This is a genomic window from Colwellia sp. MB3u-45 (assembly GCF_014077005.1).
Taxonomy (GTDB): Bacteria; Pseudomonadota; Gammaproteobacteria; order Enterobacterales; family Alteromonadaceae; genus Cognaticolwellia.
On sequence record NZ_JACGVC010000049.1, the window covers coordinates 180995 to 201777 of the forward strand.

Here is a 20783-nt window from a genome sequence, read left to right on the forward strand (position 1 = left end):
AAAATATAAAGTTACATAACGGTAATGCGATTAGCTTAACCATTCCTACGCCGGTACTATCCGGTTCAGGTTCTAAGGGTTCGCTTCGCATCTCAGCCATTAAAATTGTAAACAATTGTCAGGCACCCCTTGGTTCGATATGCATACTAACAATATTTGTTTAAAAGTACAGCGTAAAACCTAAATAAAAAAACTTTATATTGCCTTATCTTAACTTGAGCTATGGGCAATAAGTAATCAACCTTATCTAATAACATACTTATTTAAGCAATTAGTTTACTTAGGGTTTAGCATTCTACCTAGCGGTTCTCCGCCCACTAAATGTAGATGAATGTGATAAACCTCTTGGCCAGCGTGTTGATTACAATTCATGATCAAACGATAACCGTCTTCTGCTATGCCCTCTGCTTGTGCCAGTTTCTTCGCAACAGTAAACATACGACCAATAGTTAGCTCGTCTTCTGCTTCAATATCATTAACTGTTGGAATGAGCTTATTAGGCACAATTAAAATATGACTTTTAGCTTGCGGAGTAATATCACGAAACGCCGAAACAAGATCATCTTGAAAAAGTAACGGTGCTGGAATTTCTTGGCGAATAATTTTTGAAAATATAGTTTCTTCTGCTGTGTTGTTATCAGCCATGGTTTACCCTCTTTATACTTATGAATTTTTAGATCTTGAACATTTATAGTTTAACGATAAACATGCTGATGACAAGGCTATATGTCATCCGCATGTTAAATTCTTTGGCTTTAATTAACTCAGTTAATTCACTATCACTGATGGGCAATCAACGTCATCAATTGGCTATAATGAAAAACGCCAGTCAGGAATTAACTGACTGGCGTGATTAATAGCCTATGTTTATATTTTTCTGTTATCTATTGCTGATTAACATGACTAAAGTGCGCGGCGCTGAATAACGGCTTGATCAAGTTCGGCGAGCAAAGTTTCAGTATCTTGCCAACCGATACATGCATCTGTGATGCTTTGGCCATACGTGCCCGTTTCACCAAGCGCTAAGTCTTGACGGCCTTCAACTAAGTGACTTTCTACCATCACACCAAAAATTTGCTTATTACCCGCACTCATTTGTTGGCAAACGTCACGACAAACTAACATTTGATTTTCAAACTTTTTACTGCTGTTAGCATGACTAAAATCAATCATGATATTGGTGTTTAAACCTGACTTATCAAGTTGTTCGGTAACCGATTTAACACTATCGGCATCAAAGTTTGTGCTTCTACCACCGCGTAAAATGATATGACAATCTTCATTACCTGCCGTTTCAACAATGGCAGAATGGCCATATTTTGTTACCGAAAGGAAATGATGTGAAGCACTAGCAGCGCCAATAGCATCTATAGCAACTTTAATCGTACCATCGGTACCATTTTTAAAGCCAACTGGACATGATAAACCTGACGCTAATTCACGATGAACTTGGCTTTCTGTCGTGCGTGCGCCAATGGCACCCCAACACATAAAATCAGCCATATATTGTGGGGTGATCATATCTAAAAACTCACCGGCGGTAGGTAAGCCCAAGTTATTTAAATCAAGCAGTAACTTACGGCCAATACGTAAACCATCGTTCAGTTGGAAGCTATTGTCCATATAAGGGTCGTTAATAAGTCCTTTCCAGCCGACAGTAGTTCTTGGCTTTTCAAAGTAAACGCGCATAACAATTTCTAGCGTGTCTTGATATTTTTCACGCAATTTAACTAAGCGCTCACCATATTCCAAGGCCGCTTTGGGATCATGTATCGAACATGGTCCGATAACCACGAGTAAACGATCATCTTGGTTATTAAAAATGTCACTTATGGCTTTTCTGCCAGAAAAAACCGACTTTGTTGCTTGTTCTGATGAAGGAAATCGCTCAAGTAATGCGATAGGGGGTAAAAGTTCTTTGATATTTTTAATACGAACGTCGTCGGTTTGCTCAAACATATTTTTTCTCTTTATACTGCGAATAATTGCTACTCAATATTTACGTCTAGACACCTAGATGATTAGCCTCTTGGCTAATTTATCAGTGTTATCACGCTAATAGCAACATAAAATACGAAAAAGACGGTATAATAAAATCATCTTACATCAGAGCAAGATAAATACGCTTATTGTAGAAAACTCTGGTCGTATTTTTCATCAAACACATTCATCTAGGTTGCCAATAACTATGACGCATTCTCAGCTACCATTAATTGATTTACACCGACATTTAGACGGTAATATTCGCCCTAAAACTATTTGGGCATTAGCACAACAACATCACATCGTTTTGCCTGAAACTGACTTTGAAGCCTTTATTCCACATGTGCAAGTACAAGGCAGTGAAAACGATTTATTAGCTTTTCTCAGTAAACTTGATTGGGGCGTTGCTGTCCTTAAAACCTTAGATGACTGTAAGCGCATAGCGTTTGAAAACGTTGAAGATGCCTTTAACGCGGGTATTCATTATGCAGAATTGCGTTTTTCACCCTATTACATGGCCATGAATAATAATCTTGTGGTTGCTGATGTTGTTGCAGCGGTTATTGATGGCGTTAACGCAGCATGTAAGGTATACGACGTAAAAATTAACCTTATTGGCATTTTAAGTCGCACCTTTGGTGTAGAAAAGTGCCAAGCAGAGTTAGACGCCCTGCTTACTCATAAGCAACATTTAATTGCGGTTGATTTAGCCGGAGATGAATACAACTTTCCAGGTGAAATGTTTGTTGATCATTTTAATCAAGTACAAAAAGCACAATTAAATGCCACTATCCATGCGGGTGAAGCAGCCGGGCCTGAGAGTATTTGGCAAGCAATAAACCAATTGCATGCTAAGCGCATTGGTCATGGTGTTGCGTGTCATCGCGACGAGAAGCTTATGGATTATATGGTAAAACATGATATTGCCATTGAGTCTTGTTTAACTTCAAACTATCAAACCGGTACCATTAAAGATTTAAGTCAACATCCCATTAAAGACTTTTTAGCCCGTGGATTATTGGTTTGTTTAAATACTGACGACCCTGCGGTACAAGGTATTGAGCTAAAAAATGAATATGAACTTGCTCGTAATACCCTAGGTTTTGATGATAACGATATCAAACAGCTGCAAGAAAACTCGCTGAAAGCGAGCTTTTTATCAGACAGTGAGAAATCAGCGTTAAAGCAAAAAGTGTTGAATAATAACTCAAATTCATTGTTGTAATTGTTGATCTTAAGTTAAAATAATTAATTAACAATCAACTAGGAGAACACGTGTACGAAGTTATTATCGCGACAATAACAGGTATTGTTGTGGGCTTGATATTTTCATTACTGAAATTACCCATACCTGCACCCCCTGTTTTATCGGGTATTGCCGGAATTTTCGGCATTTATTTAGGCGGCATCGGTTATCACTGGATCATCGAGCGCTTTTTCAGTTAGAATTCCACTTTAAATATTTAAAAGACATATCAGTAAAACATCCTTGATAGCGGCTGAATTGATACCATATATCAGCAATGGCTAAAAACTTACTGTGATTGAAACACCACTAACAAAGGTTAACTCTCATGGCAACAGCACATATAGAAGCAAACGCAGGTGATTTCGCTAAAACGGTACTTATGCCGGGCGACCCACTACGCGCAAAATATATAGCAGAAAATTTTCTTGATGATGCAAAATGTGTCACCCGTGTACGCAACATGTTTGGCTACACGGGTACTTATAAAGGCAAACCCGTTTCAGTGATGGGCTCAGGAATGGGTATACCATCTATTTCAATCTACGCGACAGAATTGTATAAAGACTATGGCGTTGAAAGTATTATTCGCATTGGCTCTTGTGGTGCAGTTCGTGATGATATAAAACTACGCGACATCATTGTTGGTATGGCCGCAAGCACAGACTCAAATGTTAATCGTTCACGTTTAAATGGTTGTGATTTCGCCGTTACCGCTGACTTTGAGTTATTACATAACGTGGTAAAAACAGCGGAAAAAACTGGTAAAAAAATTCGGGTAGGTAATATTTTTACCTCTGATTTATTTTACACACCGAACCCAGAAATGTTTGCCTTAATGGAAAAGTACGGTATTTTAGCTGTTGAAATGGAAGCTGCAGGTTTATACGGTGTTGCTGCTGAGTATGGTAAAAAAGCACTGACGGTATTAACCGTGAGCGATCATATTAAAACTGGTGAGCAAACCACAGCTGATGAACGTGAAACAACTTTCAAAGATATGATGGAATTGACCCTAGATAGCTTGTTGTAAAGATTAAGCTAGACAGTAAAAAGCCAGTCAATAGACTGGCTTTTTACTGTCACCTTTAGCACTATATTATCTAATCTTAATTATTTCACTGCTCGTGCATAATTATCAATAATTACAACTTAATCCTGCCTTTATTAAGCTCTAATGTGTGCTGACCTATACCTTTAACATGGCTTAAATCATCAAGAGATTTAAATTCACCCTTTAACTCTCGATAAGCGATGATTGCTTTTGCTCGCTTTTCTCCCACACCTTTTAATAAAGCTAAAGTTTCAATATCCGCTTTATTAATATCAATAACTTGTATTTCTTGAGATGAAATTACGGCTGGCGTTTCGTTGATGCCTTCCGCTTGAAGTGACAATGACATTACCGTAAATAAGATAACAAGAGAATAACAGATATGCTTTTTCATAAGACCTTCCTTCTAATAAAATGAATTTCCATATAAATGAATTATCATAAATAATAATTCACCTTATTAGGTTTAGAAGTCTTATCGTTATTTGTCAAATAGATAGGGTGATAAATACAAGTTAATAGTTAAAACTAACTAATTGATTGGTTAATTTCTTGTAATACAGCCTGTGGATTTTCAGCTTGAGTGATCGGACGACCAATCACTAAATAGTCTACGCCAACATCTATTGCTTGTTGAGGTGTCATAATACGTTTTTGATCATCGGCATTGCTCCCTGCTGGGCGTATACCTGGTGTGACTAGTTTAAAGTCTTTACCTAATAATTGCTTTAGTGATTCGGCTTCCATTGCTGAACAAACAACACCGTCTAAACCGGCTTTTTTAGTTAACGACGCTAGATCCAGTACATGTTCAGCCGGTGACTTAGTAATACCTATTCCAGCAAGATCTTCTGGCCCCATACTGGTTAAAACCGTAACCGCAATCAATAAAGGTGCCTTATCTCCATAGGGCAATAAAGCCGCTTTGGCTTTTTCCATCATTTTAAGACCACCAGAAGCGTGTACATTAACCATCCAAACCCCTAAATCAGCAGCGGCTACAACTGCTTTCGCAACAGTATTAGGGATATCATGAAATTTTAAATCAAGAAACACGTCAAAATCACGCTGAACAAGTTCTTTAACAAAATCAGGGCCAAAATGAGTAAACATTTCTTTGCCTACTTTTAATCGACAATCACTCGGCTGAATTTTATCTACAAAAGATAATGCCTCATCTTTGTTATCAAAATCTAACGCCACAACGACTTTTGCATCTCTCATGCTGTTTTCCTTACTAGGTAAATATTGTTATATAATTATGTTTTGGCATTTGCATCAGCAAGTCAAAAAATTTTAGGCTTGATCTGCTAACACTGTAAAATTGGAGCACTAGAGTGTGGCGTTACTCGCCATCTAAACCCCGTATAGGTTTAAGTTGCTCCCAATCATGGCATGAAGGACATGACCAATAATGGGTGCTAGAATTAAAACCACAACTTCTGCAACTATAGCGGTGCTTAACATTCAGATAGGCTGAAACAAGCTCACGGATCACTTCAAGATTTTCAGAGGTATTTTCAGACTCGCCGTCATTCATTTGCATTTTCACAAAATACTTAAAACCACGGATAGTAGGTCGGCGATTTAATGCTGTTAAGATAAATTTTTTCGCCTGATTAACACCCTTAACTTGCTCTATATGTGATAAATATTTGATAAGCGCTGATGTGGCACCCGTTTCTTCATAAACCTTTCTGATAAATTGGAAAAACTCTTCTTCAGCATCAAGTGCTTGATAACAAATAAACATTTTATCTATTACATCGGGAAAAAATTCTTTATCTTGCTCATAAATAGCCTTATAACATTGGCAGGCTTCATTATATTGCTGATGATTTTCATATATTTGTGCCATCAACCAATTTGCTCGAGATGAATTAGGATCATGACTTAATGCATTATCTAATAGCTCAATGACTTCAATAAATTCATCTTTTTCTAATGCCAAAGTAGCAAGTTCACAATAGAAATTAGCTAAGGTATGTAAGAGTTTTGTGTCACGAGTTTTTGCGATGGCTTTTTTAAGCGCAATACCTTGTTGCCAATCTTTTGTTGATTGATAAATCTTCATTAAGGAGCTTAGCGATTTCAAACCATAAATTTTTGATTTTAGTAACTTATGAAACATCGCTTCAGCGCGATCATATAATCCGGCGCTAAGAAAGTCTTTTGCTAATTCAAATACCGCTTGCTGTTTAGCACTATTAGGTAAGTGTTTTTGGCGCACTAAATGCTCATGCACTTTCAGTGCTCTATCAAGCTCACCGCGACGTCTAAATAAATTTGCCATGGCAAAGTGAGCTTCTACGGTATCATCTTCAACTTTTAACGCTTCAAGTAGATAATCAATCGCTTTATCTTGTTGATTCGAAAATAAATAATTTAATCCAGTAGAATATTTAATTGAAAGTTCTTGTGTAGCTGAATGGTCGTTTTGTTTAACGCTATTGCGTCCCATAAACCAACCATAGCCCATAGCAACCGGTAACAATAAGAATAATAATCCTAGCATACTAAGACTTCTTCTCCGTATTCAGTTGATTATTTTTGCTGGTCTTTATCATGCCAAGCAGCTTCCAAAACAAAGCAAATAATAATCCTAACACAAAACCTATTGAGGTAAATAAACTGACCGCTGCAGCAACTGAAAGATTAGTTTTTGCAATCAAATAATTTAAGGTCAGTACTTGATCATTTTGACTACCAAAAACAAATGCAATGGCAAGTAAGATAAGAAAAAGAATAACAGTAATATAAAGGCGCATAATAGTTCGTCCAAAACAACACAAAAAAAAGGCATGCTGATAGCATGCCGTTTAGTCATAAATTCTGCAATTACGCGATTGAAAGATTTACTCTTTCACGTAATTCTTTACCAGGTTTAAAATGTGGAACATATTTTCCGTCAAGCTCGACAGACTCGCCAGTTTTTGGGTTCCGTCCCACACGAGGAGCGCGATAATGCAACGAAAAGCTGCCAAAACCTCTAATTTCAATACGCTCACCTTTTGACAAAGTGTGCGCCATCATTTCAAGAATTTCTTTAATAGCTTGTTCTACATCTTTCGCAGCTAAATGATTTAATTTATCTGCTAATCTTTCAATGAGTTCTGACTTGGTCATGTGACCTCCAGTGTTCACTATAGCTTCGCGCCATCGGATTTAAACAATAAAGAAGAACTACTTTAATGTAGTTCTTCTTCTCTTGGTATAGCTAGGAATTATATCTTAGCGTTTTTAAACGCTTCAGCCATTGCACTAAGACCAGATTCTTCTTCTGGTGCTTGGTTCAATGTATCCATAGCTTCACGCTCGTCTGCTTGATCTTTAGCTTTGATTGATAAGCTGATAGTGCGGTTCTTACGATCAACACCAACAAACTTAGTTTCAACGCTGTCATCTACAGATAATTCAGTAGTCGCATCTTCGATACGTTCACGTGAAATATCAGCAACACGAAGGTAACCTTCAACGCCTTCGGCTAATTCAATTTTAGCGCCTTTAGCGTCTACTTCAATAACCTTACCTGTAACAATAGCACCTTTTTTGTTATCTGCAAGATATTGATTAAACGGGTCATCTTCAGTTTGTTTAACACCTAAAGAGATGCGTTCACGTTCTGGATCAACCTGTAATACTACCGCTGAAATCTCATCACCTTTCTTGTATTCACGAACAGCTTCTTCACCGCCAGCCCATGAAATATCAGATAAGTGAACAAGACCATCAATGCCGCCGTCAAGACCAATAAAGATACCAAAGTCAGTAATTGACTTGATCTTACCTGATACTTTGTCGCCTTTGTTGAAGTTCTTAGCAAACTCTTCCCAAGGGTTCGGGATACATTGTTTAAGGCCAAGAGAAATACGACGACGTTCTTCGTCAATTTCAAGCACCATAACTTCAACTGTATCACCTAAGTTAACAACTTTAGATGGGTGGATGTTTTTGTTAGTCCAATCCATTTCAGAAACGTGAACTAGACCTTCAACGCCTTCTTGAATCTCAACAAAACAACCGTAGTCAGTTAAGTTAGTTACGCGACCTGTAAGCTTAGCGCCTTCAGGGTAACGCTTAGCGATAGCAACCCATGGATCTTCGCCTAACTGCTTCATACCTAGAGATACACGAGTACGCTCACGATCGAATTTCAATACTTTAACTTGAATTTCATCACCAACATTTACGATTTCACTTGGGTGCTTAACACGTTTCCAAGCCATATCTGTGATGTGAAGTAGGCCGTCAATGCCGCCTAGGTCTACGAATGCACCGTAGTCAGTAAGATTCTTAACAATACCTTTAACTTCAATGCCTTCAGCAAGAGAAGCTAATAGTTCATCACGTTCAACACTGCTTTCTGATTCGATAACAGCACGACGAGATACAACTACGTTATTACGCTTTTGATCAAGCTTAATAACTTTAAATTCTAAATCTTTACCTTCAAGATGAGTAGTGTCACGAATAGGACGTACGTCTACTAGTGAACCAGGTAAGAAAGCACGGATATTGCTAACTTCAACTGTGAAACCACCTTTAACTTTACCGTTGATAACACCGATAATAGTTTCTTTTTCTTCATATGCTTTTTCAAGCACTTGCCATGCTTCATGACGTTTAGCGTCATCACGAGAAAGAATAGTCTCACCGAAACCATCATCTGTAGCTTTAAGCGATACATCAACTTCATCACCAACAGAGACTTCTACTTCGCCTGTAAGGCTTTTGAATTGGTCGATTGAAATAACAGATTCAGATTTTAAGCCAGCGTCAACTAAAACGTTGTCTTTTGTGATGGCGACTACAGTCCCTTTGATAATAGAACCAGGACGTGTTTCGATCGTTTTTAAGCTTTCTTCAAATAGTTGTGCAAAATTTTCAGTCATAACTTGTATATAAACTCAGTTATTAATCCAGTCAACGTCATTGTTTCATGGGGTAATTAAATAGTTGCCCAGTGCATCCTTACAGTAGGCGATAGGTTAATGTTCAGTTTGCATTAATCTTTCATTGCTAAATGAGAGGATTTTACTAACCACCTCTTCAATAGAAAGTTCAGTAGAATCAATAATTAACGCACCTTCTGCAGCAACAAGCGGCGCCACCTTGCGGTTTTGATCTCGCTCGTCTCTCAGACGTATGTCATCCAAAAGGCGCGTTATTTTAACATCAAAGCCCTTTTCTTTCAACTGATTAAATCTTCTTTGCGCCCTTTCTTCAGCGCTGGCAGTCAAAAAAACTTTAACTGGCGCATCAACAAACACTATAGTGCCCATGTCACGGCCGTCAGCAACTAAACCAGGTCCAACTTTAAAAGCACGCTGGCGTCGCAGTAAAGCTTCACGTACGCGAGGAAACGCAGCAACTTTCGATGCTAGAGCGCCTATTTCTTCGGTACGAATGGCGTTAGATACATCTTCGCCTTCCAAAATGACTTTACCTTCACCTTCATTACAGGTTTGAAACTGTACATCAAGATTCGCTGCTACAGGTAATAAGGACTGCTCGTCTTCTACGCTAATATTATGGTGCTGAGCTGCTACGGCCAATACACGATAAATGGCGCCACTATCTAATAAGTGCCAACCTAGTTGCTCAGCGAGAATACGCGCAACGGTACCTTTACCCGCACCACTTGGTCCATCAATTGTAATTACAGGGATTTGTTGGTTCATTCAATTCTTCCTAGCTGACTTTTTTCTAACACAATAAGGTGTTAGTTACTTGGGATTAACGTCAATCCTACTTGGTTTGCTAATGCAACAAAATTTGGAAACGAGGTCGCCACATTGTCACACTCTAAAATTGTTATTTCACCTGTAGCTCTTAGAGAGCTAATAGCAAATGACATAGCAATACGATGATCGTCATGACTTTCAACCGTACCTGAAGTTAGCTGGCCACCAGTAATATCGATACCATCAGGGTAAACGGTACAATCAATACCTAGCTCAACTAAGCCATCTGCCATTGCTTGAATACGGTCACTTTCTTTAACACGTAATTCTTCAGCACCTCTTAATCGTGTCATACCCGTTGCACATGCCGCAGCAATAAATATTGCTGGAAATTCATCTATAGCAAGTGGAACATCACGTTCATCAATATCGATACCTTTAAGCGGCGAAGATGATACCACAAGATCGGCAACAGGTTCACCTCCCGCTAACCGTTCATTTGTAACAAGTATTTCTCCATTCATTTGCTGTAAAATATTAATGGCACCTATGCGTGTGGGATTCATCCCAACATTACGAATAGTTATTTTTCCTTCTTTGGCAATTAAGCCCGCGACCATAAAGAAAGTAGCGGAAGATATGTCGCCCGGCACTTGAATATCACAGGCGGTTAACTTGTGACCACCTTCAATGGATATTTTCTTACCTTGTTCAGTTTCTATCGACTTAACCGGATAACCAAATGCCGTTAGCATGCGTTCTGTATGATCGCGCGTAATGCCAGGCTCAGTCACAGATGTTGTGCCATCTGCGTACATACCAGCCAATAACACACAAGATTTTACTTGTGCACTGGCCATGGGTAATAAATAGTCAATCGCATTAAGTTTTTCATCTGCGGCTAAACCACTACACACAACTGGCGGCGTGCCGTCACTAGCGGCGGTAATATTAGCCCCCATAAGTTGTAAGGGTGTGATCACTCGCCCCATTGGACGTTTGTTTAAAGAATTATCGCCAGCCATACGAGTTTCAAACCGTTGGCCTGCTAAAATACCTGAAAGTAGTCTAATGGATGTGCCTGAGTTACCAATATCTAATAGTCCATCTGGTTTGGTTAAACCATGTAAACCTTTACCCTGAACGGTAACATTGTGTTCGCTATCTGGGCCTTCAATTTCAATGCCCATAGCTTTAAATGTATTCATCGTTGCCAAGCAATCTTGACCCGGTAAAAAACCACTAATATGCGTGGTACCTTCAGCAAGCGCGCCAAACATTATAGAGCGATGAGAACAGGACTTATCACCCGGCACTAAAATATCTCCGCTGACTTTATGACCAGGTTTAGCCGTTATTGTTAAGGTACTATTTTTTTTAATTTCTAGGTTTGACATTATGATTCCAGTTAAATCTTTCCTTTACGGAAACTTCCCGCTTAACCTAGGCCATTGCTTCACTAGGCTGCTATATTCATTATATTATTGCATGTTGACACTTAATGCTGTTGAGCAAAGCTGTCCATAAAATTAATCAATGCTTGCACGCCTTCTATTGGCATAGCGTTATATATACTCGCTCGCATTCCACCAACCATGCGGTGGCCTTTCAGGGCAGTTAAACCCTGAGCTTCAGCTTGTTTTACAAATTCAGCAGATAAGCTGTCATCCGTTAACCAAAAAGGTATATTCATCAAACTTCTATTTTCTGGCACTATTGAGTTTTTGTAAAAACTACTTTGATCAATATATTGATAAAGTAACTGCGCTTTATGGTGATTAATTTCAGCAATGGCACTAACGCCGCCTTTAGCTAATAACCAGTCAAAAACAAGACCCGCTAAATACCAAGCATAAGTGGGTGGTGTGTTATACATTGAGCCATTTTTAGCCTGTATTTCATAGTTCAAAATTGATGGGGTGTCTAAATGCGCCTTACCCAATAAATCTTCACGTACGATAACTATAGTTAAACCCGACGGGCCAATATTTTTTTGCGCGCCGGCATAAATCAAGCCAAATTTGCTGACGTCAAATTCACGTGACAAAATAGTTGACGACATATCAGCAACCAAGGGGATATTACCGGTATTTGGCACCTCGAAAATCTCGATGCCGTCTACTGTTTCATTGGGGCAATAATGCACATAGGCGGCATCTGGGCTAATGGGCCATTCGCTACTGGGTTTAATACGTTGAACGCCATCAATATGTTCTATGGCATTGAACACATTAATATTACCGTAATGACTGGCTTCTTCTGCCGCTAATTTAGACCAAGAGCCACTGACGATATAATCTGCTTTTTTAGTCTCACCCAACAAGTTTAAGGCAACAGCAGAAAACTGACCACGACCTCCACCATGACAAAAAAGCACTTTATAATTTTCAGGAATAGCCATCAGCTTACGCAAATTTGCTTCAGCTTGTCCTGCAACAACAAGAAACTCTTTACTTCTATGGCTCAGTTCCATCACAGAGCTACCGGTATCGGCAAAATTTAAAAATTCACTCTGCGCTTTATTCATTACATCGACAGGTAACATCGCAGGACCTGCGCAAAAATTGTAAACACTAGACATTTAACACTACACCCTTATTTATTAAACTTATTAAATTAGTATTGGCCTGACATTGGGTCATCAATAGCAAGTTATTCTATTATCTCACGATATTATACCAGTTCCATCAAATTTGTGATCTTGTTGTGCGCAGGAAAACAAATCAAGGCACAGGTTTATTGTTCCAAACTAAACCTAAGTACTCACCTTTATATGAACAACACAGCCTTGGGCTATTGTAACGAGCACAAGTGGTCAATAACTTAATGGCATGGGTATTTTATCCAATTAGTTATCTATTCATTTTTAATGATGAAAATGAATAGATAACTGGCTTAATTAATCAAATTGGTATGATAACCACTGTAAAAATTCACATGAAATTTAACCGCTACTAGCATACCTGTTTGGTACGTAGCATCAATTCAAAAATAGAATTTGATATAACCATTATCAAGCTAATTAAATGGCTAAATTTTACGCATAAAAAAAGGCGGTTATAACCGCCTTTTTATAAATTAACGACAGTTACTCTGGCGTATCGTCATTATTGAGTGTTGGCTCATCGCCTTCACTTTCGCTCTCTATATCAATATCAGTTTCAGGCGCGTTTACTTGCTCACCCTCTATGACTTGAATTGGCACTAGCTCGCCATCCTCGTTTTCTTCAAATACTTCAACTTCTGCTATTTCATCAATACGTTGTAAGGCAACAACATGCTCACCTTCCATGGTACGAATGATACGAACACCTTGAGTATTACGACCAATAACACTAACTTCACTAACACGAGTACGCACTAGGGTACCATTATCTGTGATCAGCATGATTTCGTCTTGTTCTTCAACTTGCACCGCGCCAACAACAGGGCCGTTGCGTTCGCTGACTTTAATTGAAACAACACCTTTAGTTGCACGACTCTTCGCAGGATACTCATCTAATGCCGTACGCTTACCGTAGCCATTTTCAGTAATGGTCATGATTGGACCATCATTGGTAGGTACAATTAAAGAAACGACTTTTTGTTCACCCTCTAACTTGATACCACGAACACCAGTACCTGTACGACCAATAGGTTTTAATGCCCATTGCTCTAGACCTGTTTCAGGATCAATTTTTATTTCGCCTGTTTCACTGTCACGTCTTTTTTCATTAAAACGAACCACTTTACCAGCGTCAGAAAACAACATAATGTCGTTAGTTCCGTCAGTAATAGCAACACCAATGAGAGTATCATCATCACGTAAATTCAGCGCAATAATACCATTAGCACGTTGATTTTTATAAGCGGTCAAAGCGGTTTTCTTCACCGTACCTGACGCTGTTGCCATAATGATGTATTTATCTTCTTCGTATTCGCGTACAGGTAAAATAGCCGTAATACGTTCACCTTTATCAAGCGGTAAAATATTAACGATTGGACGACCACGAGCGGTACGACTTGCTAATGGCAACTGGTATACTTTTAACCAATAAAGTTTACCGCGGTCAGAGAAACATAAAATGGTGTCATGTGTGTTGGCAATCAGTAAACGTTCAATGAAGTCTTCTTCTTTCATTTTCGTTGCTGCTTTACCTTTACCGCCGCGACGTTGCGCTTGATAATCACTTAATATTTGATACTTAACATAACCTTCATGAGAAAGCGTTACCACCACATCTTCTTCGGTGATCAAATCTTCCATAGATAAGTCATGTGAGGCATTCGTAATTTCAGTGCGACGTTCATCACCAAATTCATCACGAATCGCTTCAAGCTCTTCACGAATAACTTCCATTAAGCGAGAAGGTGTTGCCAAGATATAAAGTAATTCAGCAATTACATCCAATAATACCTTATATTCACTTAAAATTTTCTCGTGTTCTAAGCCCGTTAACTTATGTAAACGTAAGTCAAGTATCGCCTGTGCTTGTGGTGGCGTTAAAAAATATTGTCCATCACGAATACCAAACTCTTCTTCAACCCACTCAGGACGTGCAGCGTCATCACCGGCAGCAGCTAACATGTCAGCCACAAGACCTAAGTCCCAGCCACAAGCTAATAATTGCTCTTTTGCTTCGCCTGGTGTTGGTGATTTTTTAATTAATGCGATAATCGGGTCGATGTTAGAAAGTGCAATCGACAAACCTTCCAATAAATGTGCGCGTTCTCGTGCTTTGCGCAATTCAAAGATAGTTCGGCGTGTTACCACTTCACGACGGTGTAAAACAAAGGCATCAATCATTTCACGCAGGTTAAATAGTTTAGGTTGACCGTTGGTCAATGCCACCATATTTAAACCAAATGAAACTTGCATTTGAGTAAGCTTATATAAGTTATTTAAGATAACTTCGCCCACTTCACCACGTTTCACTTCTATTACCATACGCATGCCGTCTTTATCAGACTCATCACGTAAAGCAGAAATACCTTCTAAACGTTTTTCTTTCACCAAGTCGGCCATTTTTTCAATCAAACGGGCCTTGTTAACTTGGTAAGGTAATTCGTAGACAACAATGGTTTCTTTACCCGACTTTTCATCAACTTCGATTCTAGCTCGAGCACGAATTTTAATTTTACCACGGCCGGTAAGATAAGCTTCTTGAATGCCCGCTCGACCACTGATAATACCCGCTGTTGGAAAGTCTGGACCGGGAATATATTCTAATAATTCTTCAAAGCTAATATCGTCATTTTCTATAACAGCTAAACAACCATTAATAACTTCAGTTAAGTTATGAGGAGGAATATTAGTTGCCATACCTACTGCGATACCTGAGGTACCATTGACCAGTAGGTTAGGAATGCGCGTTGGCATTACCGCTGGTATCATTTCTGTGCCATCGTAGTTGGCAACGTAATCAACAGTTTCCTTGTCTAAATCAGCCAAAATAGAATGAGCGATTTTCGACATTCTAATTTCGGTATAACGCATAGCCGCTGCTGAATCACCATCAACAGAACCAAAGTTACCTTGGCCATCAACAAGCATGTAGCGTAATGAAAATGACTGCGCCATTCGAACAATAGTGTCATAAACAGCAGTATCACCATGTGGATGATACTTACCGATAACATCACCAACAACACGTGCTGATTTTTTATACGGCTTGTTAAAGTCGTTACCCAACACGTTCATCGCAAAAAGTACGCGACGATGCACTGGCTTTAAGCCATCACGTACATCTGGTAATGCACGACCTACGATTACACTCATCGCGTAATCTAAATAGGAGCTTTTTAGCTCGTCCTCAATATTGACAGGAGCAATATTATTCGCCAAATCGGTCATAAATTGATGGTATCCCTTAACGTAAATCTAATTCAGAAAATTTCGAAATTATTATATTTATAATTAACACAGCATACTAGCATAAATATTTGTCATGCCCTACCGCTTTGTATGGCTTAATCTTGCCGTTAAAAAGGTAAAGTTTCAAGTAAATGCTCGATATTAACCACAACAATAATATGGATTTGATTTTAGAGGTATTTATCAGCTAAATTCAAGCGCCTATACCTAAAAATATTAGCGCTTATTAGGGTGTTAAACATATCTCATATTCAAGCACTTATTTTACCATCATTGTCATCGATATACCTACGACCTGATTGAGAAAAAACAAAGCAATGTGCTACTAGCAATTAGATTACAAATAAAAAAATCACCTTTTTTGCTGTCGATTTAAGGTCAATCAACTTTCACACTAGGCTTGCAGTAATTATTGCTTTAGAATCGACGATATTAAAAGACCAACAACGATGGTAGTTATGTCTAATCCTTTAAACGTTAATCCAGACGAAATCGCTAAATTTGAACAAGTTGCTAGCCAATGGTGGGAACTTGATGGTGATTTTAAGCCTCTACACCAAATTAATCCTTTGCGACGACAGTTTATTTGCCAGCATGTCGGCGATATTTCTGCAAAAAAAATAATTGATGTCGGTTGTGGTGGTGGTATTTTAGCAGAAAGCCTTGCACAACTTGGTGCAGATGTTACTGGCATTGATATGGGACAAGCGCCCTTAAATGTTGCCAAGCTGCATGCTTTAGAAGCCGGTGTTAGTGTCGACTATCAAAAAATAACCGCCGAAGAAAAAGCACAACAGCCACAACACTACGATGTGGTTACTTGCATGGAAATGCTCGAACATGTGCCTGATCCCGAATCTATTATAAAGGCCTGTGCACAAATGGTTAAACCCGGTGGCTTTGTTTTTTTCTCTACCCTGAATAAGTCATTAAAAGCCTATTTATTGGCGATAGTCGCAGCAGAGAAGATTTTGAAGCTTGTGCCTAATGGCACTCATGACCACAAGAGTTTTATTCGCCCATCAACATTAATAGCATGGGCTGAGTCGTATGAGCTGAAATGCATCGATGCCGCCGGTATTCACTATAATCCGTTGACTGAAAATCATAAGTTAAACTCATCACTTGATGTCAACTATATTCTTTGCTGTCAACGCGTTTAACTGTGCTAGCTTAACGCTGAAACTGCCGTTTAAAATAGCATGGGTGCAAATTAACGCGTTAATAAAATTTTATTCTCGCCGCTACCCCGCAGATAAAAATAATTATAACGAAATAGAGCGATATTATGTCAACTCCCCATCATTCCACTGTGCAACTTGCAAGTGTACTTTTTGATTTAGACGGCACACTGTTAGATACCGCTGATGATTTAGGCGCGGCATTAAATCATGTTTTAAGCCATTACAATAAGCCAACTGTCGCCGCAAAAGATTATCGCCCTATTGCTTCAGACGGGGCTTTAGGATTACTAAACCTAGGTTTTGGCTCAGCCATTAAACAATATGACTATGAAATTTTACGTCAACAATTTCTCAATTACTATCAAGAAAATATTGCTGAGCATACCTGCCTGTATCCGGGCGTTGCTCAATTACTGAAAAAATTAGAAACCAACAATATACCTTGGGGTATTATCACCAATAAACCTGAGGGCTTAACAAAACTGCTTTTACCTTATTACCCTGAGTTGGCAAACTGTGCTGTTATGGTCGGGGGTGACACCTTAACTAAACGAAAGCCTGATCCTGAGCCAATATTACACGCTTGTCAGCAAATTAATGTTGATAATAAGCAGTGTTTTTATGTTGGCGATGCTCTACGTGATATCCAAGCCGGTAATAGCGCCGAAATGACTACGTTCGTGGCTAAATGGGGATATATTCTTAGCAACGAAAATTGTCAAACTTGGCAAGCAGATCATATCATCGCTACACCATTAGACCTACTCAGCTTTATTAACTGATACTGAATTATTGACCGATACTGAATGATAAGCTGCACTACTTTGTTAGTTTCAGAGCAGCTTTACTTTGCTGATGACATTAAGCGATTAACTCGTTTTACTGACAGTAAATCTAGCCTAATACCAAATGAGTATAAATATTAAAAACAGCACGATTTCGTGGCTAACCCCTCCTCCTTATTCACTAGCGTTTTAATTAATAGCATCAAAATATCATCTATTAGCGTTGATAAAATAATCATTCGTCAATTAATGCGCCCAAGAATCAATCAAAAATATAAGCCATTGAATATTAAGGTTTATATTTTTAATATTCTCTTTAGTCATATAAACTCTAAAAAATAACTTAAAATAATTTAGGGCTAAAAAAAAATTAAAATAACCGTTGCGTTTTAGAAAAATCAAAATTGAAAAGAGCTACTAAGTTAGTTGTTACTAACAGAACTTTCACTGTCAAAAAAGCAACCAATATTCGACAACTTTTATTCTTGCAATATCACACAAACCGCACTATCTTGTGATTAGTTTCTTAAAAACCCCAAGATATAGTGCATTTTTCATTCAAAGGTATTTTGAATGAAATACAATTTACCCTGTGTAAATATCATCTTGAGGCAATTAACATTATATCCATCTATTTTGGGTATTTATAACAACAAACAGATTTACAGGTACTGCATGACTAACAAACTTTTTGTCACAAAACGCAATGGTTCAAAAGAACTCATAGACTTAGAAAAAATCCATAAAGTAATTGCTTGGGCTGCTGAAGACCTAGACAATGTCTCGGTCTCTCAAGTTGAACTGAAGTCTCATATTCAGTTCTATGATGGTATTAAAACGTCTGATATTCATGAAACTATTATTAAAGCAGCGGCTGATTTGATCTCAGAAGAAACACCTGATTATCAATATTTATCAGCGCGCTTAGCTATATTCCATTTGCGCAAAAAAGCATACGGTCAGTTTGAGCCACCTCAGCTTTACCCACATGTCGTACAACTAGTAGAGGCAGGTAAATACGATCAGCATTTATTAATTGATTACACTGCTGACGAATTTGAACAGTTAGAAAGCTTTATGGACCACGGCCGTGATTTAAATTTCAGTTACGCAGCAGTAAAGCAGTTAGAAGGTAAATACCTAGTACAGAATCGTGTCACCGGTGAAATTTATGAAAGTGCACAATTTCTTTATATTTTAGTCGCAGCTTGTTTGTTCGCTAAATACCCGAAAGAAACGCGCTTAGATTATGTTAAAGGTTTTTATGATGCTATCTCTACCTTTAAAATTTCGTTGCCAACACCTATTATGGCCGGTGTACGTACCCCAACTCGTCAATTCTCATCATGTGTATTGATTGAGTGTGGCGATAGTTTAGATTCAATCAATGCCACCTCAAGTTCCATTGTTAAGTATGTTTCTCAACGTGCTGGTATTGGTATCAATGCTGGTCGTATTCGCGCATTAGGCAGCACTATTCGCAATGGCGAAGCATTTCATACCGGTTGTATTCCATTTTATAAGCACTTTCAAACCGCTGTGAAAAGTTGTTCACAAGGTGGTGTTCGTGGTGGTGCAGCGACCCTGTTCTATCCACTTTGGCATTTAGAAGTTGAAAGTTTACTCGTACTTAAAAATAACCGTGGTGTTGAAGAAAACCGCGTTCGTCATCTAGATTACGGCGTACAATTTAATAAATTAATGTACCAACGTTTGATCAAAGGTCAATCTATTACTTTGTTTAGCCCAAGTGATGTACCTGGTTTATACGATGCATTCTTTGAAGATCAAGAAAAATTTGAAGCGCTTTATGTTCAATACGAAGCTGATGATTCAATTCGTAAAAAATGTATTAAAGCGATAGAACTGTTCACTTTATTTGCTCAAGAACGCGCCAGTACAGGTCGTATTTATTTACAAAACGTTGATCACTGTAATACACATTCTCCATTTGACCCCACTGTGGCACCGATTCGTCAAAGTAATTTATGTCTAGAAATTGCCTTACCAACCAAGCCAATGGAAGATGTTAATGATCCCAATGGTGAAATTGCCCTATGTACATTATCAGCGTTTAACTTAGGTGCTATTAAAAGCCTTGACGAATTTGATGGTCTAGCTGACTTAGCCGTACGTGCTTTAGATAGCTTATTAGATTATCAAGATTACCCAGTTCCGGCAGCACATACCGCTACTATGGGGCGTCGTACATTAGGTATAGGTGTGATTAACTACGCTTATTACTTAGCAAAAAATGGGGTTTACTACTCAAACGGTAGTGCCAATAACTTAACTCATCGTACTTTTGAAGCGATTCAATACTACTTGCTAAAAGCGTCAAATCAGTTAGCTATTGAACGAGGTGCTTGCCCTAAATTTAATGAAACGCGTTTATCTCAAGGTATATTACCTATCGATACTTACAAAAAAGAAATCGATAATGTTACCGCTGAACCCTTACATTTAGACTGGGAGTCGTTGCGCGCTAGTATTAAAAAACATGGCGTTAGAAACTCAACCGTATCAGCATTAATGCCGTCAGAAACCTCATCACAAATCTCTAATGCAACTAATGGCATTGAACCGCCTCGTGGTTTAATCAGTATTAAGGCCAGTAAAGATGGTGTTTTAAAGCAAGTTGTACCTGAATATGAAAAATTAAAAGATAATTATGAACTTCTTTGGAACATTCCAAGTAATGAAGGGTATCTACAATTAGTTGGCATTATGCAAAAGTTTATCGATCAAACTATTTCAGCTAATACCAACTACGACCCTTCTCGTTTTGAAGGTGGCAAAGTGCCAATTAAACAAGTATTAAAAGATATTTTAACCGCCTACAAGCTTGGTATTAAGACGATGTATTATCACAACACACGTGATGGTGCTGACGACAACCTAATAGAAGCTGAAGACGATTGTGCCGGCGGCGCATGTAAGATATAAAGCACCAGCAGAGGAGAACACCTAGTTTTCCTCTTTTTTTGCCAATT

18 protein-coding genes and 1 riboswitch are annotated in these 20783 nt (G+C 38.5%); of the genes, 6 read left to right on the forward strand and 12 right to left on the reverse strand.

Translation table 11 applies throughout. The features are described from left to right. Window positions 1-25: 25 nt before the first annotated feature. Window positions 26-140, reverse strand: a riboswitch (TPP riboswitch). Window positions 141-276: 136 nt separating this feature from the next. Beyond that, a complete protein-coding gene (locus tag H4J41_RS11840; RefSeq protein WP_182137889.1) occupies window positions 277-645 on the reverse strand; it encodes an HIT domain-containing protein in 369 nt (122 codons plus the stop codon). A gap of 258 nt (window positions 646-903) precedes the next feature. Continuing rightward, a complete protein-coding gene (gene aroG / locus H4J41_RS11845; RefSeq protein ID WP_182137888.1) occupies window positions 904-1959 on the reverse strand; it encodes a 3-deoxy-7-phosphoheptulonate synthase AroG in 1056 nt (351 codons plus the stop codon). A gap of 229 nt (window positions 1960-2188) precedes the next feature. Here aroG and add point away from each other — a divergent pair, with 229 nt between their 5' ends. The 3 genes from add to deoD all read left to right on the forward strand — a co-directional run bounded on the left by add (window position 2189) and on the right by deoD (window position 4262). Next, window positions 2189-3208, forward strand: a complete 1020-nt coding sequence (gene add / locus H4J41_RS11850) for an adenosine deaminase (RefSeq protein WP_182137887.1) — start codon at window positions 2189-2191, stop codon at window positions 3206-3208. Between the two features lie 50 nt (window positions 3209-3258). Beyond that, window positions 3259-3429 carry a XapX domain-containing protein gene (locus H4J41_RS11855; RefSeq protein WP_182137886.1) on the forward strand — a complete coding sequence of 57 codons (171 nt, stop codon included), beginning with the start codon at window positions 3259-3261 and terminating at the stop codon, window positions 3427-3429. A gap of 128 nt (window positions 3430-3557) precedes the next feature. Next, a complete protein-coding gene (gene deoD, locus H4J41_RS11860) occupies window positions 3558-4262 on the forward strand; it encodes a purine-nucleoside phosphorylase (RefSeq protein ID WP_182137885.1) in 705 nt (234 codons plus the stop codon). A gap of 112 nt (window positions 4263-4374) precedes the next feature. Here deoD and H4J41_RS11865 read toward each other — a convergent pair whose 3' ends face one another. The 10 genes from H4J41_RS11865 to gyrA form a co-directional block, all read right to left on the reverse strand. After that, on the reverse strand, window positions 4375-4677 hold the full coding sequence (locus tag H4J41_RS11865) for a helix-hairpin-helix domain-containing protein (RefSeq protein WP_182137884.1): 303 nt from the start codon (window positions 4675-4677) through the stop codon (window positions 4375-4377). Between the two features lie 134 nt (window positions 4678-4811). After that, window positions 4812-5507 (reverse strand): orotidine-5'-phosphate decarboxylase, encoded by a 696-nt coding sequence (pyrF, locus tag H4J41_RS11870; RefSeq protein ID WP_182137883.1) that lies wholly within the window; start codon window positions 5505-5507, stop codon window positions 4812-4814. Between the two features lie 121 nt (window positions 5508-5628). Beyond that, window positions 5629-6798, reverse strand: coding sequence for a lipopolysaccharide assembly protein LapB (lapB, locus tag H4J41_RS11875; RefSeq protein WP_182137882.1), 1170 nt, complete (start codon window positions 6796-6798; stop codon window positions 5629-5631). 1 nt (window position 6799) lies between these two features. Continuing rightward, the gene (locus H4J41_RS11880; RefSeq protein WP_182137881.1) at window positions 6800-7051 is read right to left on the reverse strand and encodes a lipopolysaccharide assembly protein LapA domain-containing protein; all 252 of its coding nucleotides are present in this window, start codon (window positions 7049-7051) and stop codon (window positions 6800-6802) included. 70 nt (window positions 7052-7121) lie between these two features. Continuing rightward, window positions 7122-7409 carry an integration host factor subunit beta gene (ihfB, locus tag H4J41_RS11885; protein WP_077286743.1) on the reverse strand — a complete coding sequence of 96 codons (288 nt, stop codon included), beginning with the start codon at window positions 7407-7409 and terminating at the stop codon, window positions 7122-7124. Window positions 7410-7507: 98 nt separating this feature from the next. Next, window positions 7508-9175, reverse strand: a complete 1668-nt coding sequence (gene rpsA, locus H4J41_RS11890; RefSeq protein WP_146879902.1) for a 30S ribosomal protein S1 — start codon at window positions 9173-9175, stop codon at window positions 7508-7510. A gap of 96 nt (window positions 9176-9271) precedes the next feature. Beyond that, window positions 9272-9964, reverse strand: coding sequence for a (d)CMP kinase (cmk, locus tag H4J41_RS11895; protein WP_182137880.1), 693 nt, complete (start codon window positions 9962-9964; stop codon window positions 9272-9274). 41 nt (window positions 9965-10005) lie between these two features. Then, complete coding sequence (gene aroA / locus H4J41_RS11900; RefSeq protein WP_182137879.1) at window positions 10006-11364, reverse strand: 3-phosphoshikimate 1-carboxyvinyltransferase; 1359 nt, start codon at window positions 11362-11364, stop codon at window positions 10006-10008. A 101-nt stretch (window positions 11365-11465) separates the two neighbouring features. Further along, a complete protein-coding gene (gene serC / locus H4J41_RS11905) occupies window positions 11466-12548 on the reverse strand; it encodes a 3-phosphoserine/phosphohydroxythreonine transaminase (protein WP_182137878.1) in 1083 nt (360 codons plus the stop codon). A gap of 507 nt (window positions 12549-13055) precedes the next feature. Next, window positions 13056-15800, reverse strand: a complete 2745-nt coding sequence (gene gyrA, locus H4J41_RS11910) for a DNA topoisomerase (ATP-hydrolyzing) subunit A (RefSeq protein WP_182137877.1) — start codon at window positions 15798-15800, stop codon at window positions 13056-13058. Window positions 15801-16279: 479 nt separating this feature from the next. Here gyrA and ubiG point away from each other — a divergent pair, with 479 nt between their 5' ends. From ubiG to nrdA, 3 genes are all read left to right on the forward strand, one after another. After that, the gene (gene ubiG, locus H4J41_RS11915; protein ID WP_182137876.1) at window positions 16280-16984 is read left to right on the forward strand and encodes a bifunctional 2-polyprenyl-6-hydroxyphenol methylase/3-demethylubiquinol 3-O-methyltransferase UbiG; all 705 of its coding nucleotides are present in this window, start codon (window positions 16280-16282) and stop codon (window positions 16982-16984) included. Between the two features lie 125 nt (window positions 16985-17109). Next, window positions 17110-17787: an HAD family hydrolase gene (locus tag H4J41_RS11920; RefSeq protein ID WP_182137875.1), complete on the forward strand. Its 678-nt coding sequence runs from the start codon at window positions 17110-17112 to the stop codon at window positions 17785-17787. Between the two features lie 678 nt (window positions 17788-18465). Beyond that, the gene (nrdA, locus tag H4J41_RS11925; RefSeq protein WP_182137874.1) at window positions 18466-20736 is read left to right on the forward strand and encodes a class 1a ribonucleoside-diphosphate reductase subunit alpha; all 2271 of its coding nucleotides are present in this window, start codon (window positions 18466-18468) and stop codon (window positions 20734-20736) included. Window positions 20737-20783: the final 47 nt, after the last annotated feature.

Excerpts from the sequence above, each read along its gene's own strand:
- pyrF (WP_182137883.1), bottom strand. The coding sequence starts at position 5,507 with ATGAGAGATGCAAAAGTCGTTGTGGCGTTAGATTTTGATAACAAAGAT.
- gyrA (WP_182137877.1), bottom strand. The coding sequence starts at position 15,800 with ATGACCGATTTGGCGAATAATATTGCTCCTGTCAATATTGAGGACGAG.
- deoD (WP_182137885.1), top strand. The coding sequence starts at position 3,558 with ATGGCAACAGCACATATAGAAGCAAACGCAGGTGATTTCGCTAAAACG.
- cmk (WP_182137880.1), bottom strand. The coding sequence starts at position 9,964 with ATGAACCAACAAATCCCTGTAATTACAATTGATGGACCAAGTGGTGCG.
- aroA (WP_182137879.1), bottom strand. The coding sequence starts at position 11,364 with ATGTCAAACCTAGAAATTAAAAAAAATAGTACCTTAACAATAACGGCT.
- ubiG (WP_182137876.1), top strand. The coding sequence starts at position 16,280 with ATGTCTAATCCTTTAAACGTTAATCCAGACGAAATCGCTAAATTTGAA.
- serC (WP_182137878.1), bottom strand. The coding sequence starts at position 12,548 with ATGTCTAGTGTTTACAATTTTTGCGCAGGTCCTGCGATGTTACCTGTC.
- rpsA (WP_146879902.1), bottom strand. The coding sequence starts at position 9,175 with ATGACTGAAAATTTTGCACAACTATTTGAAGAAAGCTTAAAAACGATC.
- H4J41_RS11865 (WP_182137884.1), bottom strand. The coding sequence starts at position 4,677 with ATGAAAAAGCATATCTGTTATTCTCTTGTTATCTTATTTACGGTAATG.
- aroG (WP_182137888.1), bottom strand. The coding sequence starts at position 1,959 with ATGTTTGAGCAAACCGACGACGTTCGTATTAAAAATATCAAAGAACTT.
- H4J41_RS11920 (WP_182137875.1), top strand. The coding sequence starts at position 17,110 with ATGTCAACTCCCCATCATTCCACTGTGCAACTTGCAAGTGTACTTTTT.
- nrdA (WP_182137874.1), top strand. The coding sequence starts at position 18,466 with ATGACTAACAAACTTTTTGTCACAAAACGCAATGGTTCAAAAGAACTC.
- add (WP_182137887.1), top strand. The coding sequence starts at position 2,189 with ATGACGCATTCTCAGCTACCATTAATTGATTTACACCGACATTTAGAC.
- H4J41_RS11880 (WP_182137881.1), bottom strand. The coding sequence starts at position 7,051 with ATGCGCCTTTATATTACTGTTATTCTTTTTCTTATCTTACTTGCCATT.
- ihfB (WP_077286743.1), bottom strand. The coding sequence starts at position 7,409 with ATGACCAAGTCAGAACTCATTGAAAGATTAGCAGATAAATTAAATCAT.
- lapB (WP_182137882.1), bottom strand. The coding sequence starts at position 6,798 with ATGCTAGGATTATTATTCTTATTGTTACCGGTTGCTATGGGCTATGGT.
- H4J41_RS11840 (WP_182137889.1), bottom strand. The coding sequence starts at position 645 with ATGGCTGATAACAACACAGCAGAAGAAACTATATTTTCAAAAATTATT.